This is a genomic window from Micromonospora sp. M61, from assembly GCF_018070245.1.
GTDB lineage: Bacteria > Actinomycetota > Actinomycetes > Mycobacteriales > Micromonosporaceae > Micromonospora > Micromonospora zamorensis.
On record NZ_JAGPYA010000048.1, the window covers coordinates 1 to 15,326 of the forward strand.

A 15,326-nucleotide genomic window follows, 5' to 3' on the forward strand; every position below is an offset into this window, starting at 1 on the left:
TTCACCGGGCGGCGGCGCGCTACCCGACCGGCGAAGGCACCGGCGGTAGCCTGGGGCCGGGCGACGAGCGGAGTGGACGGGGGCCGATGAGTCGCGCGGTGGAGGAGTCGAACCGGGCGATGCTGCGTGCCCGGGACGCGATGGACCGGGCGTACGCCGAGCCGCTGGACATCCCCGCGTACGTGGTGGCGAACCTGGTCGCGATCAAGGACGAGACCCGGAACGGGGGACTGTTGACGATGTGAGGTGAGGCGGGGTGACCGTGATCCGTCGCAGCTCGGACGGCCCGTCGACGCTCGTCGCGCTGGACGACGTCACCGACCTGCCGCCCGAGCTGCGTGCCACCGGCCCGCCAGACGACTACCGGATCCGACCGGCGCTCAGCTGAGCAGCTTCACCACGGCGTCGGCCACGGCGCGGGCGGACTGCGGGTTCTGACCGGTCACCAGGCGGCCGTCGACCACCGCGTGCTCGGTGAAGTCCGGCGCCGGTACGTGCTGCGCGCCAGCCTCGGTGAGCTTGTCGGCGAGCAGGAAAGGCACCTCGTCGGTGAGGCCGACGGAGGCCTCCTCGCTGTTCGTGAAGCCGGCCACCCGCTTGCCGGCGACGAGCCGGGAGCCGTCGGTGAGGGTCAGGTTCACCAGCGCCGCCGGACCGTGGCAGACGGCGGCCACCACGCCGCCGCGCTCGTGGACCGAGCGGGCGATGCGGGCCAGGTCGGGGTCGTCGGGGAAGTCCCACATGGTGCCGTGACCTCCGGCGAAGAGGATCACGTCGTACCCGGCCGGGTCGACGTCGGCGGCCCTCGGGGTGTCCGTTACGCCGGCGGTGGCGAGGAAGTCGTTCTGGGTGCTGTCGTTCTCGTCCCGGCCGTCTACCGGCGGCTCGCCGCCGGCCACGGACACCAGGTCTACGTCGTAGCCAGCGGCCCGGAACACCTCCCACGGTTCGGCGGCCTCGCCGACGTAGTAGCCGGTCGAGCGGCCGGTGCGGCCCAGCTCGGAGTGACTGGTCAGGGCGATGAGTGCACGAGTCATGCCCTCCATGCTGGCGTGGTCGGTCCGTCCCGGCCATAGGCCGATGTCACAGCGGAGACGGGTTTGAAAGCCGGGTCACCGGGGTCGGCGGTAGCCTGGGGCCGGGCAACGAGCAGGGCGGGACGGGGGCCGATGAGCCGCGCGGTGGAGGAGTCGAACCGGGCGATGCTGCGCGCCCGGGACGCGATGGACCGGGCGTACGCCGAGCCGCTGGACATCCCGGCGCTGGCCCGGATCGCGCTCGTCTCTGAGGCGCACTTCATCCGGACCTTCCGGGCCACGTTCGGTGAGACCCCGCACCGCTACCTGCAACGCCGCAGGGTGGAGCGCGCGATGGCACTGCTCGTGGAGTCGAACCGGGACGTGACGGACATCTGCTACGCCGTCGGCTTCGGCAGCCTGGGCACGTTCAGCCGTACGTTCCGGCAGATCGTCGGGGAGTCGCCCTCGGATTTCCGGCGGCACCGCGTCGCGGCGGCCAATGTGCCGTCGTGCTTCGCCAAAGCGTGGACCCGACCCAGCAGTTTTGGATAAGCCGCAGGTCACGGTCTACCTCTAGCGTCATGGGCATGACGATGAACGCGATCAGCCGCTCCCAGATCTACGTCCTCGACCAGGACGCCGCGCTTGACTTCTACGTCAACAAGCTCGGCATGGAGGTCAACACCGACCAGGACCTCGGTTTCATGCGGTGGTTGACGGTCAACCTGCCCGGCGACCCGGAGCGCGAGATCCTGCTGGAGAAGCCGGGCCCGCCCGCACTGGACCCGGCCACCGCCGAGCAGGTCCGGGAGCTGCTCACCAAGGGTGCCCTCGGCGGGTACCTCTTCATGACCACCGACGACGCCCGCAAGACGCACGAGGATCTTGTGGCGAAGGGCGTCGAGATCACCGACGAGCCGACCGAGCGCCCGTATGGGATCGACTTCGGCATCCGGGACCCGTTCGGTAACCGGATCCGCATCGGCCAGATGTTCCCACGGGCGTAGGGGAGCCGACGATGAGCCAGGCTGCACCTTTCCCGCTGGTAGGACCGGCTGCTGTCGGTCGGGACCGCGCACTGCTGATCGGCGGTGTGCTGGCCGGTCCGATCTTCGTCGGCTCGGCGATCGTGCAGGCGTCGACCCGGGACGGCTTCGACTTTCGCCGGCATCCGGTCAGCGTGTTGAGCACCGGCGAGCTGGGCTGGATCCAGATCGTCACGTTCCTGGTCACCGGCGCGCTCTGCGCGCTGGCCGCCGACGCGCTGCGCCGCCGTACCGGCGGAGGCGGCGGGTCGGTCTGGCTTCCCCGGCTGCTCGCGCTGTATGGGCTGGGCCTGATCGGCGCGGCGATCTTCAGCGCCGACCCGGCCGACGGGTTCCCGGTCGGCACGCCCCGGGGCGCCGGTCAGATCAGCTGGCACGGCGGCCTGCACTTCCTGGTGGCGGCGGTCGCCTTCGTGTCGCTGATCGCGGCGACCGTGGTGGCGGGCCGTCGGGCCGCACGGCAGGGGGCACGTGGTCGAGCCGCGTACAGCCTGGTGATCGGGGTCTTCTTCGCGGTGGCCTGGGTCGCCCTGATCGTCCGACCGGCTCCGGCCGTGATGGTGGCGTTCGGTCTGGCGGTGACGGCCGGTTGGCTGTGGGTGTCGGTCACCTTCGCGCGAGCGGCGTCCGGCCAGGCCGACTGAGCTGACGGCCGCAGGCCCGGGAGGTGCGGGGTGGAGCCCGCACCTCCCGGTGTGTTGAGGTGGGCGGCATGGTGACTCGCCTGCTGTACCTTGCCCGACACGCCGAGCAGGACCTGACCGCGCTGCGGGAGTCGGATGCCGGTGAACCGGACACCGGCCTGACGGAGCGCGGCCAGCAGCAGGCCACGCTGCTCGGCGAGCGCCTGCGAGGCCGCCGGTTCGCCGCCGTCCACCACGGACCGCTGCGCCGGGCCGCGCAGACCGCCGAGCTGATCGCCAGGTCGCTGCCCGAAGCTCCGGTGTACGCGACGGAGCTGGCCGGCGACCACCTCCCACACGACACGGACCCGGCCGGCCTGCCGCCCGCGTACGCCACATTCCTGGCGCAGTTCTCGGCTGCCGAGCGGGCCGACGGGCCGCGGGTGACGGCGGAGGCCGTGCGGCGGTTCACCGGCCCGGTCCCGGCGGAAGCTCCCGATGGCGAGCCGGTCCGCGAGCTGGTCGTGACGCACACTTTCCTGATCGCCTGGCTGGTGCGGCACGCCCTCGACGCGCCGGAGCGGCGATGGCTGGGCTTGAACCTGCACAACGCGGGGTTGACAGTGATCCGGTACAGCTCCGGTGGCCCACCCAACCTGATCGTCCTCAACGACGTGGCCCACCTGCCGCCGGAGCTGCGTGGCACCGGCCTGCCTTCGGACTACGCGGTCTGAGTGCCGGTGGCCCGCAGTAGGAGCTCGACCAGCGCGCGGGTGGCCGGCAGCTGTTGCGCGTCGTCGCTGGGGCAGTCGTCGTACCCGACCTCGATGGTGCCGACGGTCAGCCGGTAGCTGAACACGTCTGTGCAGATGGTCGCGCCGGCCGTCTGGCGGGCCTCGGCGGCCAGCCGGGCGTCGGCGGTAAGCCCGCGCAGCCGGCCGAGGTCGGCGGGAGTGAGTTGGCCGGTACGCCGCCCGCCGGCGCGGTCCACGGCCGTCCACCGGCCGTCCGGCTCGACGGTCACGGTGTCAGCGCGGCCGGCGAAGCCGCCGGAGCGAAACAGCATCACCCGCGTCGACGCGCTATCGGTGGCCGGCGGCCCGGTCGGCAACGTGGAGGCGGGGCCCGCGGTTGGCGTCCGCGGGGCGTCGGTGGCCGGCCCGGTCGGGACGGGGTCGGCGCTGGTCGGCGGCTGGTCACGAGCGTCGCCGGTGCGGTCGGTGCTGGTGCAGCCGGCCAGGAGCGCGACCAGTAGGGCGAACGTGACGCCGGCTGTCGAGACGGGTCTCATGTCCGTCGGACGTGCTGGGGCAGGTATTGGTTCCCTCGTCAAGCCCCTCATCCGTTCGGTCAATGTCGATGCCTGACATCAGTTCAGGGCTTCTCTTTTCTTCAATACATAGCTATATCTACATGCGTGACTACCTCCGTCACATCCTTCTCCTCTCAGGAGCGCACTTGAAAAGAGCTCTTGCCGCCGTCAGTGCAGTGCTGCTCACCAGCGGCCTGCTGACCTGCATCGTCACCCCGGCGCACGCGGCCCCGCCCACCTCTCCCGCGCCGGACGCCTCCGCCGCGGCCCGAGCGGCAACCGTCCTACGAGCGAACCCCGGCGCCGTCCAGGGTTCGAGCGCCGAGTCCTACCAGGTGCGCAGCACCAAGGTGGACCCCAGCGGCGCTGCCCACACCCGCTACACCAGGACCTACCAGGGCCTACGGGTGTACGGCGGTGACTTCGTCATCCACACCGCGCCGAACGGCACGTACGCCGGCAGTTCGGTCGGGCTGGCCGCGCCGCTGACCCTCGCCACCTCGGCCAGGACCACCGCGGCGGCCGCGAAGAAGGCCGCCAGCGCCCGGTTCGTCGGTAAGGCCGAGGCGGTGGGCACGCCGGAGCTGTTCGTGGACGCCAGTTCCGGGCAGGGTCGACTGGCCTGGGAGACCGTGGTCAGCGGATGGCAGCCCGACGGGCAGACCCCGTCCCGGCTGCACGTGATCACCGACGCCGCCACCGGCGCGACCGTCGGGTCGTACGACGAGATCGAGTCGGTGGTCGGCAGCGGCCAGGGCATCTACACCGGCTCGGTCAGCATCGACACGACGCTCTCCGGCAGCACGTACCAGATGATCGATCCGTCGCACGGCAACGGCCGTACCTGCGACATGAACAACGGCACGTCGACCTGCACCACCTTCACCGACGCGGACAACGCGTGGGGCACCGGGGCCAACTCCAACCGGCAGTCCGCCGGCGTGGACGCGCACTTCGGCGCGGCGAAGACGTTCGACTACTTCAAGAACGTGCACGCCCGCAACGGCATCTTCGGCAACGGCTCCGGCGTGCCGAGCCGGGTGCACTACGGCAACAACTACGTCAACGCCTTCTGGGACGGCGCCCAGATGACCTACGGTGACGGCTCCAGCAACTCCCGCCCCCTCGTCTCGCTGGACGTGGCTGGGCACGAGATGAGCCACGGTGTCACCGAAGCGCTGGCCGGCCTGGTCTACTCCGGCGAATCCGGCGGCCTCAACGAGGCCACCAGTGACATCTTCGGCAACATGGTGGAGTTCTACGCCGCCGCGCCGAGCGACCCGGGCGACTACCAGGTCGGCGAGAAGATCAACATCAACAACAACGGCACGCCGCTGCGCTACATGTACAACCCGTCGCTGGACGGCTCGTCCGACAGCTGCTGGTCCACCAGCACCAAGAACAAGGACGTGCACTACTCCTCCGGCGTGGCCAACCACTTCTTCTTCAACCTGGCCGAGGGCACCGGCGCCACCTCGTACGGCACCTCCCCGGTCTGCGGTTCCGCCCCCGCGGTGACCGGCATCGGCCGGGCCAAGGCCGAGAAGATCTGGTACCGGGCGCTGGACGTCTACTTCACGTCCAACACGGCGTACGTCAGCACCAGCAACCCGGCGAACACCTCCCGCGCGTACAGCCTGCGGGCAGCCACCGACCTGTACGGAAGCTGCTCCACCGAGTACAAGGCCGTGCAGGCCGCCTGGACCGCGGTGAACGTGGCCGGCAGTGACTCGGCCTGCTCGACCGGCAACGACTTCTCGGTCGCGCTCTCGCCGACCGCCGGCTCGGTCAACCCGGGCAGCGCGGTCTCCACCACCGTGTCCACCGCCACCACCAGTGGCTCGGCGCAGACGGTGACGTTCTCAGCGTCCGGCCTGCCCAGCGGGGCTAGCGCCGCGTTCAGCCCCGCCTCGGTGACCTCGGGCGGCTCGTCCACCCTCACCATCAGCACCTCGGCGAGCACCCCGCCCGGCACCTACTCGATCACCGTGAACGGTGCGGGCGCGGTCACCCGCAGCGCCACCTACCGACTCACCGTGAACGGCACCGGCGGTGGCTGCACCGCGCCGGGGCAGAAGCTGGCCAACCCGGGCTTCGAGTCCGGCGCGACCGGTTGGACCGCCAGCTCCGGCGTCATCACCACCTCCAGCAGCCAGGCCGCCCGCACCGGGTCGTACAAGGCATGGCTGAACGGGTACGGCAGCACCCGCACCGAGACGCTCGCCCAGTCGGTGAGCCTGCCGGCCGGCTGCTCGTCGTACGCGCTCAGTTTCTGGCTGCACATCGACTCGGCCGAGACCACCACCAGCGTCGCTTACGACAAGCTCAACGTGCAGGTGCTGAACTCGAGCGGAACCGTTCTGGCCACGCTGGCGACCTACTCGAACCTGAACAAGGCCACCGGCTACAGCCAGAAGTCCTTCTCCCTGGCGGCGTACGCCGGCCAGACCGTCAACCTGAAGTTCACCGGCACCGAGGACTCCTCGTTGCAGACGTCCTTCGTGGTCGACGACACCGCGCTGACCGTCTCCTGACCTGACCGCGGGCCCAGCGACCGCCCCTCGGGGTGGCCGCTGGGCCCGCGCCGTTATGGTCGCCGTATGTCGGACGCGGAGTTGACCGTCGAGGTGACCGGACCGGTCGCAACCGTGGTGATCCACAACCCAGCCCGGCGCAACGCGATGACCGCAGCCATGTGGCGTCAGCTCCCCGAACTGCTCGACCGGCTCGAACCCGACCCGGGCGTACGGGCGTTGGTGCTCACCGGCGCGGGCGACGCCTTCTGCGCGGGTGCCGACCTCGGCGACCTGGCCGAGCTGTTGGACGCCGGCGACGCCAGCATCGCGGTGGCCGCCGAGGAACGGCTGGCCAGTTTCGCCAAGCCGACCGTCGCAGCCATCCGAGGCGCCTGCGTCGGGGGTGGCGCTCAGCTCGCGGTCGCCTGCGACCTGCGGATCGCTGCGGACGGCGCCAGGTTCGGCGTACCGCCGGCCCGGCTCGGTCTGGTCTATCCGGCACCGACGACGCTCCGGCTGGCCCGGCTGGTCGGCCCGTCCGCCGCCAAGCATCTGCTGTTCACCGCCGAGCTGATCGACTCCGAGCGCGCCCTGCGGATCGGCCTGGTCGACGAGGTGCTGCCTGCCGATCGGCTCGCCGGGCGGGTGGACGAACTGGTGATGACGATCGCCCAGCGGTCACCACTGAGCGTCGCCGCCGCCAAGGAGATCATCGACGACCGTGCCGGGCCCGCGCGGATCGCCTGGTGGCACCGGAAGGTCGCGACCACCGGCGAGGCCCGGGAGGGGGTCGCGGCGATGGCCGAGCGGCGTACGCCCCGCTTCGCCTGGCGGGCACCGGCCGACGACTGACCGGTTTGAGCCGTCGACGTCGATGGGTAGTCCCCGCTCCACACGGTGATCGGGGGACCACTATGGACGCGGCAGCATCGAATCGGGGGCAGACCGAGCGGGGCCAACGGCGACTCCGTCTGATTCTTCTCTTCGTGCTGCTGCCCGCCGTGGTCGGCGGTCTCGCGGTGGGTGTCGCGACCGGTGGTGAGAACACCGGCATCTTCGACGGCGACCCGCCGCACTGGGCGAGCAACCTCGGCCTCGTCCTGGTGATCGTCGGAGTCGTCATCGAGGTGGCCGCAGCCATCTGGCTGGTCGCCACCGGCCGCTACCGGTCGGGACGACAGTCGCCCCTGATCGGGCTCAGCTGGTCGCATCGTCGCCGGCTGGATCGGCAGGTGCGACGCGACGCACCCGAGGCCGACGAAGACCCGGCTCTGCTCGTGGAGACCGCCAGACAGTTCGTCAGTCAGCGCTATCTCGCGGTGCTGTGCGCTGGGCTGGTGATGACGAGCGTCGGCCAGGTCTTCGTGGGGTTCGCGCCGTTCCACGCATTGATCGGCGGCTTGCTGCTGGTGATCTGGGTGGTGCTGATCGTGTCGGTCCTGCGAAACGCCCGACGGGGTGAGGCGTTCCTCCGGAACCACCCGGATCTGAGCGAGCGGTAGCCGAAGCTCCGTCCCACCCATCGCAACACCTCGATCCGGGGTGGCCCGCCGCCGGTCGGTACGGCAGGCTGTCGGTCGTGCAGCGTGATCAGTTGCTTGCGGGGCGCTACCGGCTCCTGGAACGCCTCGGCAGTGGTGGCATGTCCGCGGTGCACCGGGCGTACGACGAGGTGCTCGAACGGGACGTCGCGGTGAAGGTGCTCGTCGCCACCGACCACAACGCGCGGCAGCGGATCCGGGCTGAGGCCAAGGCCGCGGCCCGTCTGTCGCACCCGCATGTCACCAGCGTCTACGACTTCGGCGAGTCGTTGGTCGACGGTGCCCAGGTCCCGTTCGTGGTGATGGAGATGCTCGGCGGTCACACCCTCGAACAACGGCTGGCGGCCGGGCCGTTGCCGCCCCGCGAGGGTCTGCGGGTCTGCGCCCAGGTGGCCTCCGCGCTGGCCTCCGCGCACGGCCAGGATCTGGTGCACCGCGACATCAAGCCGGCCAACGTGATGCTCACGCCCACCGGCGCCAAGGTGCTCGACTTCGGCATCGCGGCGGCCGCCGGTGAGTCGGAGATCGACTTCGAGGGGCGGCTGCTGGGCACGCCGGCCTACCTGGCCCCGGAGCGACTGGAGGCCGGCGAGGTGTTGCCGGCCTGCGACGTGTACGCCCTCGGCCTGCTGCTGCACCGGGTGCTCACCGGCCGGCTGCCGTGGCCCGCCGAGGCGCAGACCGGGATGCTCCGCGCCCACACGCACGTCGAGCCGGATCCGCTGCCCCCGGTCGACGGCGTGCCGCCCGAGGTAAACCGGCTCTACCGCTGGTGCCTGGCCCGCGACCCCGCCGACCGGCCGCCGGCCGTCGAGGCGGCCCGCATCCTGCTCGCCGCCGCCAGCGCAGCGACTGCCGTGGTCGAGGCGGCCGGCGCTGTCGACCCGGCGGCCGACGGGACCGAGCAGTCCGGCGACACGCCCGCCGATGCGAGCGAGCCGACCGGGCCGACGAGCGAGCCGACCGGGCCGAAGGTCGAGACGGGCGAGGCGGCTGCCGGGTCCACGCCCCGGCGAGGAGCGTGGCGTCGGGGGCGGGCCGTGCTGGCGGTCAGCTGCGCGGTGATCGCCGCGCTGGCGATTGCCGGGTCGCTCGGTGACTCGCACAACCGTCGGCTCGGGCAGAAGGGGCCGACGGGGATCGGCCCGGGCACCACCACTGTGGGAATGCCGCGCAGTGAGGAGCCGGCCGACACCGGACCGGCCGCCGTCCCGCCGGCCGGGAGCACCGCGCCCGCTTCCCGGTCAGCCCCTCGGGCCAGGCCGAGCCCGACCGTCACCGCCCCCGGGCCGAGCCCGACCAGGGCTGCACCCGCGCCCACATCCACGCCCACCCCTGGCTCGGGTGCGTCCGTGGACGCGCGAGGCGGGACGGTCACCATTCGCTGCGTCGGGAAGTCCGTCGAGGTGCACGCGGTGACGCTCGTGCCCGGGTTCCGGGTCGAGGCGTACGACCCGGGCCCGGCGAAGCAGATCCAGGTCGAGCTGGTCTCCTCCGAGCACCGCAGTGAGATCCGGGTGCGCTGCCCCGGCGGCAGCCCGAAATCGCGGGTCAGGGAACGCGCCGTCTGACCGGGGGCCGGCGGGTGCCGCGCCCGGGACGTACCCGGAACGCGGCCCCCCGTTCCCGCCGGCCGGTCCGTCACCGCCCGGCCAGCGCCCCCCACCCGGGGTTGACCGGCTCCCGGCGCAGCGGCATGCCCGCTTCCGACGGCGTCCGGTCACCCTTGCGCTGGTTGCAGGCGTAGCAGGCGGCGGTGGTGTTCCGCCAGGTGTTCCGACCGCCGCGCGAGCGGGGCAGGATGTGGTCGATCGTGGAGGCGGACCCACCGCAGTACGCGCAGCACCTGTCGTCGCGGCGCAGCACCCCGGCACGGGACCAGGCCGGCCCGGAGTTGAACCTCCACCGGGTGACCACGAAACGGACCAGCCGCACCACCCGGGGCATCGGGAAGACCCCGATCACCCGGTCCGGCTCGGCCTCGTGGATCTCGGCCACCCGACGGCAGAGCATCCGTACGGCGTGTTGGACGGTGACCCGGTGCAGCGGGCCGAGGTCGGCGTTGATGACGAGGACGGCGTCCACCGGGACTCCTTTCCAGAGGCTGACGGACAGCGAAGAGCCGCCCGGTCCGGCTGTCGGACGGGGCGGCTCAGCGCGTACGGATACGCGTCAGTCGGGCCGGCCCGCCCGGGGACCTTCCGCTCGGCAACCGCCGCCGGGCAGCGTCGACGGCACGATGGTGACGTGCGACATCGCCATGAGCTGCTCCCGCGGTGGTGGTTGACCTTGCGCGCTCACGGTAGGCCGGGACGGGACAGACGGGCAACGGATTTCGATCGGCTGGTCTCGTCGGAACGTCGTTGGCGGCGGGTGGGGGTGGTGGCGTCCGTCGAGATGTGGGCGGTGGTCAGGGGGCGGTTCAGTCGCAGGGCCATCCGCACTGTGAGTTCGCTGTCCAGCAGGGGTCGGTTGACCTCACCGGCGACCGCCAGCGCCGGGCCCGACACCGACCGCCAGATCGCGGCCAGACCGGCGCCGAGGCCCACCAGGGCGACGGTGGCCCGGGTGGTCGGTGAGCCGGCGGCCGCGGCGGCACTCACCCCGACCACCGCAAAGAGCACCAACAGCACGGGTACGAGCACCGGCCAGAAGATGCCGCGTGCCGCCTGCGCCACCAGCCGCCGGTCCCGGATCATCAGGTTCCTGGCGATCACCGCGTAGTCCTCCTCGTCGAGCAGGTCGCGCGGGTGCAGGCCGCCGGTGAGCACGTCGCGCCAGAGGTCGCCCTGGCCGCGCAGGGCCCGGCTCAGCTCGGCGGGCGCCGGCACGGCCGGGTCCCCGAGGCCGGCCCGGTCGACAGCGCTCGACCAGGCGGCGAGTGACCGGCGCACCACCGCGGCCGAGTACGGCGGCAGGACGGTGGCCAGCTCGTCCAACCACCGGCGGATCTGGATCTGCCGCCCACCGAACTGCCTCAGCAACTGGGCGGCGTCGCCGGCTCGGACGGTGTCGGCCACCGATCGGCCCAGCCGGTAGGCCAGACCGACCCGGTGGTTGGTGGCCATCGTCCAGCGGAGCACGTCCACGTTGAGGTCGTCGAGGGCGAGCAGCAGGGGTACCGGGTCTGCGGGGTCGGCCCGGTCCAGGTCGGGGAGCAGGGCCCGGGCGGAGGCGGTGTCGGGCACCGGCCCGTTGTGCCGGGTGAGGTCGGCGATCTGGGCCAGGGCGACGTCCACCCCGTCGAGGTACATCCGCATTCGGCGGTGGGCGGACATCTCGGTGAGGTTGGAGAGCTTGGCCGGGGGTACGACCGGTCGGGCCTCGACGGGAGCGCCGAGCTCCGCGTGCTGCCCGTGGTGGTAGGCGTCCGCCATCCACCAGCCCAGCCGCAGCGCGGTGACGATGCACGCGCGTTCGTCGCGGATCAGGGGGTACGCGTCGTCGCGGCCGATCTCGTCGTTCGGCGGGCCGCTTTCCGCGCCGACGCGGTGCAGTGGTGACATCTGCCGCTGCCCTCCCGCCCGGTCGATCGACGGTTGATCAATCGAGCGTACGACAGCAAATAGTCGCTTATAGCAGCTTTGGTGGTTTTGGCGGCGGTAGTGAGCGAAGGGCCGCGCCGGGCGTACCGGCGCGACCCCTCGTTCTGAATCTGCCCAGGTCAGGAGGGATCTGACAGGACGATCGTGATCTTCTTGTTGGCGCCGTCACGAAGGGCGACGCCACGTGCGGAGGCGAGGTCGGACCCCCCGTACCAGCCGCCGACCCACGGCGGATTCGGCACGTACCGGATCTTGACCGACTGGTCGGTCATCCCCTCGATGACCCGCTGGCCGTAGAACGAGTACTCCTTGACCAGGTCCCCGGTGCGGGCGTTGTAGACCTCGCCCGCGAGCCAGCCGTTGTACGGCTGGCCGTCCGCCGACGTCACGCCGATGCTCAACCGGGGGCCGTTCTTGCCGAGCGAGATGTCGGCGACGCCCGGTTGGTCGGTTCCGGCCCTGGTCGTCGCGGCGGTCTTGCGGTCCGACGCGTTGCCCGTCCACACCGCCGCATACGGCTCGGTGTAGTCGTAGAAGTGCGAGAACTCCAGCGGCCAGTCGTACGGCCCGAGGTTCGGCACCGTGTAGGTGCCGTCGGAGTCGGTGCAGAACGGGCCGATCCCGGGCGCGCCGGAGCCCTGACGTGTCGGCAGGACCGACGCGCAGCCGTTGGTGAGAGGCTGGCCGGTTTCGGTGTCCCGAATCGTGCCGGTGATCCGGGCCGCCGGGTCCAGCTTGACGGTGGGCACGGTGCTGAGCAGCCCGGCATGACCATCGACCCGCAGCGCGTCATACTGCCGGCCGACGCCCCCACGGCGTCCCACCCACTGCATGCCGTGCACCTCGTCGGCTGGTAGCGCCAGCAGGGTGTACTCACCCGGCTGCAACTCTCCGATGGTGATCCGGCCCTGCTCGTCGGTGTAGTTGACGCCCCATTCGCACGTGTCGCTGTCCACCGAGCCGAAGGTCAGTGACAGTGCCGCGACACAGACGTTCGGGACCGGATCCCCACTGGCCCGGTCGACGACGGTGGTGGTGATTGCGGTGGTTGGGCGGAGGGCGACCTCGACCGTGGTGGTCTGACCGAGGGTCACCTTGACGTTCTTGACCTCCTGCGCGGCATGCAGGCCGTCCGAGGAGCGCAGCTCCAGGGTGAACGTTCCCGACTCCAGGTTCGCCAGGCGAATCCTGCCGTCGGTGGCGCCGCACTGCTGGTCGTACGGGCGGACGCCCGCGCAGTACGCGTTCACCGGGCCGCCGCTGACCGCGTCGGTCGCGAGCACCTCGACGACGCCGGGCAGGAGCATCTGCTCCTCCGGCACCGTCGTGGTGACGCCGGACGCGACGGTGACCACGTCGGCTGTGGAGTAGCCGAGCTTTTGGTGCGACCACTGGAACCGGCCGAGGAAGCCATACTGGATCTTGTAGGTGCCAACCGGGACGGAGGCGAACCGGAAGTTGCCGTCAGCGTCGGACACGACCTGCCCACCGCTGGCACCATCGGTGGTGAAGAGGTTGACCATGACGTTGCCGGGCTTCTCGGTCACCACGTGGCCGGTGATGGCGCCGCTGTCGGGCTCCACGGCCTGCGCCGGAGTTGCGGCCAGAGTGGCGGCGAGGGTGAGCGCGGTCGCCGAGGCGAGCATGAAGATTCTGCGGGCGGGTCTGTTCATCGTTCCCCGTTCAGGCGGAGGGTGTGGCGCAGCCGTCGGATTCTGGCTGATGCTCCGCGTCGATCGAAAACGGGGCCGCCGCCGTCGGTCCAAGTCACTACGATCCGAGCGGTCGCCGCCGCTCTGCTGGCGACCGTACAGGAGGAACTCCACTTGAGATTCACAAGTCGCGGTGTCCGGCCGGGCGGGCATATGCCGGTGCTGGCCGCCGTCGCCACGCTGGCGCTGGGAGCTGTCGTCCTCTCGCCCGGTCCGGCCGCCGCCGCCGAACCCCACCACGTGTTCACACCGTCGCTCCTCGCCTACACCGACTCCACCACCCCGGACACCGCGGTCTTCTACCCCAGCGGGGGAGAGATCCCTGTCGGGTCGTGGCGGGATGACGCCGGCAGCACGCACTCCTCCCGCATCTACGTAACGTTCGACATCGGCGGGATCTACGTCGGTCGGCTGAGCCAGGCGACCCTCGTCGGGCGGGAAAGCCGCGCCAACGACTGCGCACGCGCGCGTGCCACCGTCGCCCAGGCCACGGCCGCCTTCACCGCTGAGAACAGTTGGTCGAACCCGCCGGCCACGGTCGGCAAGGCGGTCGCCGCGACCGCCGAGGGCGCTGATTGCGCCTCCTGGCGGACCAAATGGGACTTGACCGCCGCGTTGACCAGGGCGCTGGGCCGGGGCGAGCACCAACTCACCACCGAGCTTCGGGTCCCCAAGCGGAACGAGGGGGATGTCTCCTACGGCCGCTGGCTGGAGAGCAACGAGTTCCGGTTCGAGGTGGAGCTGACGAACACCGCCCCGCTCAAGCCGACCAAGCTCTTCAACGCGAACACCGACACCCCCTGCGGTCCGGAATACTTCGCCGGATCGGAATTTGCCGCATACGCCAACATGACGGACCGGGATCGGGACCCGTACGACGCGCTGACCGCCGAGATCGAGTACTGGCCGCTCGCCGACCCGTCCGCTGTCACGCCTGTCGACCCCGGCATTTCCAGCGGCCCCGACGGTCTCGACGCGGTCGGCCAGATGCCGGTGGCCTCGCTCGCGGACGGGGAGTACGCCTGGCACGCCCGGACATTCGACCAGCGGGCCTGGTCACCCTGGAGCGACCCGTGCCATTTCACTGTGGATCGCACCAAGCCTGCCGTCTCGCCGACCGTCGCCTCTCCGGAATATCCGGAGAACCCGGCGAACCCGACCGGCAGCCGTGAGACCGAGGGCACCTTCCTGTTCACGTCGCATGGCGTGGCGGACGTGATGAGCTTCCGGTACGGCGACAGCCAGGGAGCTCTCTACAACCAGGTGCCAGCCGACCAGCTCGGCGGCGCGGCCACCATTCGGTGGCGACCTCGCGACGCGGGCAAACAGACGCTGTACGTGGCGAGCATGGATCGCGCCGGCAACAGCTCTCCGGTGCGGGCCTACACGTTCAACGTGCGCGACCTGGCCGTCAACGCGTGGTCGACGGCCCAACAGCCCGACCCTTCCGGTAGCGGAATGGCGGTCACGATGCGGTTCAGCACCCAGCCCGGCAACGGCATCACCACCATCGCCTATCGGGTGGACGGTGGGTCGGAGCAGTTGGCGACCGTGGGAGCCGACGGGGTCGCCGAGCCGGTCCTGGCGCCCCTCAAGGGCGGTGAGCACCAGCTCAGCTACGTCGGCCGGAGCGCCTCTGGCGAGGCGGGGTATCAGCAGGAGACGACCTTCTTCGTCGACGATGGGCCCACCATCACCTCGGACGGTGTCTATCCGATCGACGGCTCCGGCGGTGGCGTCGGCGTCCCCGGGGTCTTCACGGTCTCTCCGGCGGTGACCAAGGGCGCCACCTCGGTGCGGTGGTTCGACAGTGTCGACAACAACCCCAGAGTGGTTCCGCTGGCCTCCGACGGCAAGGCCACGATCACCTGGACGCCCACGACGGCCGGCTGGACCTACTTCTGGTTCACCGTCGAGTACGCCGACGGCAGCTTGTCCAGTTACCGGTCGTTCTCGGTCACTGTCAACTGATCCGACGCGGGGGTGCGGGCACGCACCCGCACTCCCGCGCC

General features: G+C 71.1%; 15 protein-coding genes and 1 pseudogene. 11 read left to right on the forward strand and 5 right to left on the reverse strand.

The window, feature by feature from the left end; translation table 11 throughout:
• Together KBX34_RS33780 and KBX34_RS34095 are read left to right on the forward strand one after the other, a co-directional pair.
• Positions 1 to 245, forward strand: a pseudogene (locus tag KBX34_RS33780) (hypothetical protein); the annotation flags it as partial.
• A gap of 11 nt (positions 246 to 256) precedes the next feature.
• Entirely contained in the window at positions 257 to 388 is a 132-nt protein-coding gene (locus KBX34_RS34095) for a hypothetical protein (protein ID WP_256439979.1), read from the forward strand.
• On the opposite strand, the gene KBX34_RS24120 is transcribed toward KBX34_RS34095, so the two are convergent.
• Positions 381 to 1,037 carry a type 1 glutamine amidotransferase domain-containing protein gene (locus tag KBX34_RS24120; RefSeq protein WP_231927158.1) on the reverse strand — a complete coding sequence of 219 codons (657 nt, stop codon included), beginning with the start codon at positions 1,035 to 1,037 and terminating at the stop codon, positions 381 to 383. The two genes, KBX34_RS34095 and KBX34_RS24120, sit on opposite strands and share 8 nt — an antisense overlap.
• A 132-nt stretch (positions 1,038 to 1,169) precedes the next feature.
• On the opposite strand from KBX34_RS24120, the gene KBX34_RS24125 reads away from it, so the two are divergent.
• The 4 genes from KBX34_RS24125 to KBX34_RS24140 all read left to right on the forward strand — a co-directional run bounded on the left by KBX34_RS24125 (position 1,170) and on the right by KBX34_RS24140 (position 3,422).
• Positions 1,170 to 1,571: a helix-turn-helix domain-containing protein gene (locus tag KBX34_RS24125; RefSeq protein WP_088950468.1), complete on the forward strand. Its 402-nt coding sequence runs from the start codon at positions 1,170 to 1,172 to the stop codon at positions 1,569 to 1,571.
• Positions 1,572 to 1,606: 35 nt separating this feature from the next.
• On the forward strand, positions 1,607 to 2,026 hold the full coding sequence (locus KBX34_RS24130) for a VOC family protein (RefSeq protein WP_088952055.1): 420 nt from the start codon (positions 1,607 to 1,609) through the stop codon (positions 2,024 to 2,026).
• A gap of 11 nt (positions 2,027 to 2,037) precedes the next feature.
• The gene (locus KBX34_RS24135; RefSeq protein WP_088950467.1) at positions 2,038 to 2,709 is read left to right on the forward strand and encodes a DUF998 domain-containing protein; all 672 of its coding nucleotides are present in this window, start codon (positions 2,038 to 2,040) and stop codon (positions 2,707 to 2,709) included.
• 68 nt (positions 2,710 to 2,777) lie between these two features.
• Positions 2,778 to 3,422: a histidine phosphatase family protein gene (locus tag KBX34_RS24140; protein ID WP_210927063.1), complete on the forward strand. Its 645-nt coding sequence runs from the start codon at positions 2,778 to 2,780 to the stop codon at positions 3,420 to 3,422.
• On the opposite strand, the gene KBX34_RS24145 is transcribed toward KBX34_RS24140, so the two are convergent.
• Entirely contained in the window at positions 3,410 to 3,979 is a 570-nt protein-coding gene (locus KBX34_RS24145; RefSeq protein WP_210927065.1) for a hypothetical protein, read from the reverse strand. The two genes, KBX34_RS24140 and KBX34_RS24145, sit on opposite strands and share 13 nt — an antisense overlap.
• A gap of 167 nt (positions 3,980 to 4,146) precedes the next feature.
• On the opposite strand from KBX34_RS24145, the gene KBX34_RS24150 reads away from it, so the two are divergent.
• From KBX34_RS24150 to KBX34_RS33785, 4 genes are all read left to right on the forward strand, one after another.
• Positions 4,147 to 6,534, forward strand: coding sequence for a M4 family metallopeptidase (locus KBX34_RS24150; RefSeq protein WP_210927067.1), 2,388 nt, complete (start codon positions 4,147 to 4,149; stop codon positions 6,532 to 6,534).
• A gap of 66 nt (positions 6,535 to 6,600) precedes the next feature.
• Entirely contained in the window at positions 6,601 to 7,368 is a 768-nt protein-coding gene (locus KBX34_RS24155; RefSeq protein WP_210791210.1) for an enoyl-CoA hydratase/isomerase family protein, read from the forward strand.
• 62 nt (positions 7,369 to 7,430) lie between these two features.
• The gene (locus KBX34_RS24160) at positions 7,431 to 8,018 is read left to right on the forward strand and encodes a hypothetical protein (protein ID WP_210791209.1); all 588 of its coding nucleotides are present in this window, start codon (positions 7,431 to 7,433) and stop codon (positions 8,016 to 8,018) included.
• Between the two features lie 77 nt (positions 8,019 to 8,095).
• A complete protein-coding gene (locus tag KBX34_RS33785; RefSeq protein ID WP_307871482.1) occupies positions 8,096 to 9,628 on the forward strand; it encodes a protein kinase in 1,533 nt (510 codons plus the stop codon).
• Between the two features lie 70 nt (positions 9,629 to 9,698).
• On the opposite strand, the gene KBX34_RS24170 is transcribed toward KBX34_RS33785, so the two are convergent.
• The 3 genes from KBX34_RS24170 to KBX34_RS24180 form a co-directional block, all read right to left on the reverse strand.
• Positions 9,699 to 10,142, reverse strand: coding sequence for an HNH endonuclease (locus KBX34_RS24170; protein WP_099849021.1), 444 nt, complete (start codon positions 10,140 to 10,142; stop codon positions 9,699 to 9,701).
• A 212-nt stretch (positions 10,143 to 10,354) separates the two neighbouring features.
• Complete coding sequence (locus KBX34_RS24175) at positions 10,355 to 11,563, reverse strand: hypothetical protein (protein ID WP_210927069.1); 1,209 nt, start codon at positions 11,561 to 11,563, stop codon at positions 10,355 to 10,357.
• A 158-nt stretch (positions 11,564 to 11,721) separates the two neighbouring features.
• Positions 11,722 to 13,275 carry a carboxypeptidase regulatory-like domain-containing protein gene (locus KBX34_RS24180; protein WP_210927071.1) on the reverse strand — a complete coding sequence of 518 codons (1,554 nt, stop codon included), beginning with the start codon at positions 13,273 to 13,275 and terminating at the stop codon, positions 11,722 to 11,724.
• Between the two features lie 153 nt (positions 13,276 to 13,428).
• Here KBX34_RS24180 and KBX34_RS24185 point away from each other — a divergent pair, with 153 nt between their 5' ends.
• A complete protein-coding gene (locus KBX34_RS24185) occupies positions 13,429 to 15,285 on the forward strand; it encodes a hypothetical protein (RefSeq protein WP_210927073.1) in 1,857 nt (618 codons plus the stop codon).
• The last annotated feature ends 41 nt before the right edge of the window (positions 15,286 to 15,326 follow it).

What these genes read in the sequence shown, in the direction of transcription:
- KBX34_RS24175 (WP_210927069.1), bottom strand. Translation starts at nt 11,563, where the DNA reads ATGTCACCACTGCACCGCGTCGGCGCGGAAAGCGGCCCGCCGAACGAC.
- KBX34_RS24130 (WP_088952055.1), top strand. Translation starts at nt 1,607, where the DNA reads ATGACGATGAACGCGATCAGCCGCTCCCAGATCTACGTCCTCGACCAG.
- KBX34_RS24135 (WP_088950467.1), top strand. Translation starts at nt 2,038, where the DNA reads ATGAGCCAGGCTGCACCTTTCCCGCTGGTAGGACCGGCTGCTGTCGGT.
- KBX34_RS24120 (WP_231927158.1), bottom strand. Translation starts at nt 1,037, where the DNA reads ATGACTCGTGCACTCATCGCCCTGACCAGTCACTCCGAGCTGGGCCGC.
- KBX34_RS24180 (WP_210927071.1), bottom strand. Translation starts at nt 13,275, where the DNA reads ATGAACAGACCCGCCCGCAGAATCTTCATGCTCGCCTCGGCGACCGCG.
- KBX34_RS24155 (WP_210791210.1), top strand. Translation starts at nt 6,601, where the DNA reads ATGTCGGACGCGGAGTTGACCGTCGAGGTGACCGGACCGGTCGCAACC.
- KBX34_RS24140 (WP_210927063.1), top strand. Translation starts at nt 2,778, where the DNA reads ATGGTGACTCGCCTGCTGTACCTTGCCCGACACGCCGAGCAGGACCTG.
- KBX34_RS24160 (WP_210791209.1), top strand. Translation starts at nt 7,431, where the DNA reads ATGGACGCGGCAGCATCGAATCGGGGGCAGACCGAGCGGGGCCAACGG.
- KBX34_RS24125 (WP_088950468.1), top strand. Translation starts at nt 1,170, where the DNA reads ATGAGCCGCGCGGTGGAGGAGTCGAACCGGGCGATGCTGCGCGCCCGG.
- KBX34_RS24145 (WP_210927065.1), bottom strand. Translation starts at nt 3,979, where the DNA reads ATGAGACCCGTCTCGACAGCCGGCGTCACGTTCGCCCTACTGGTCGCG.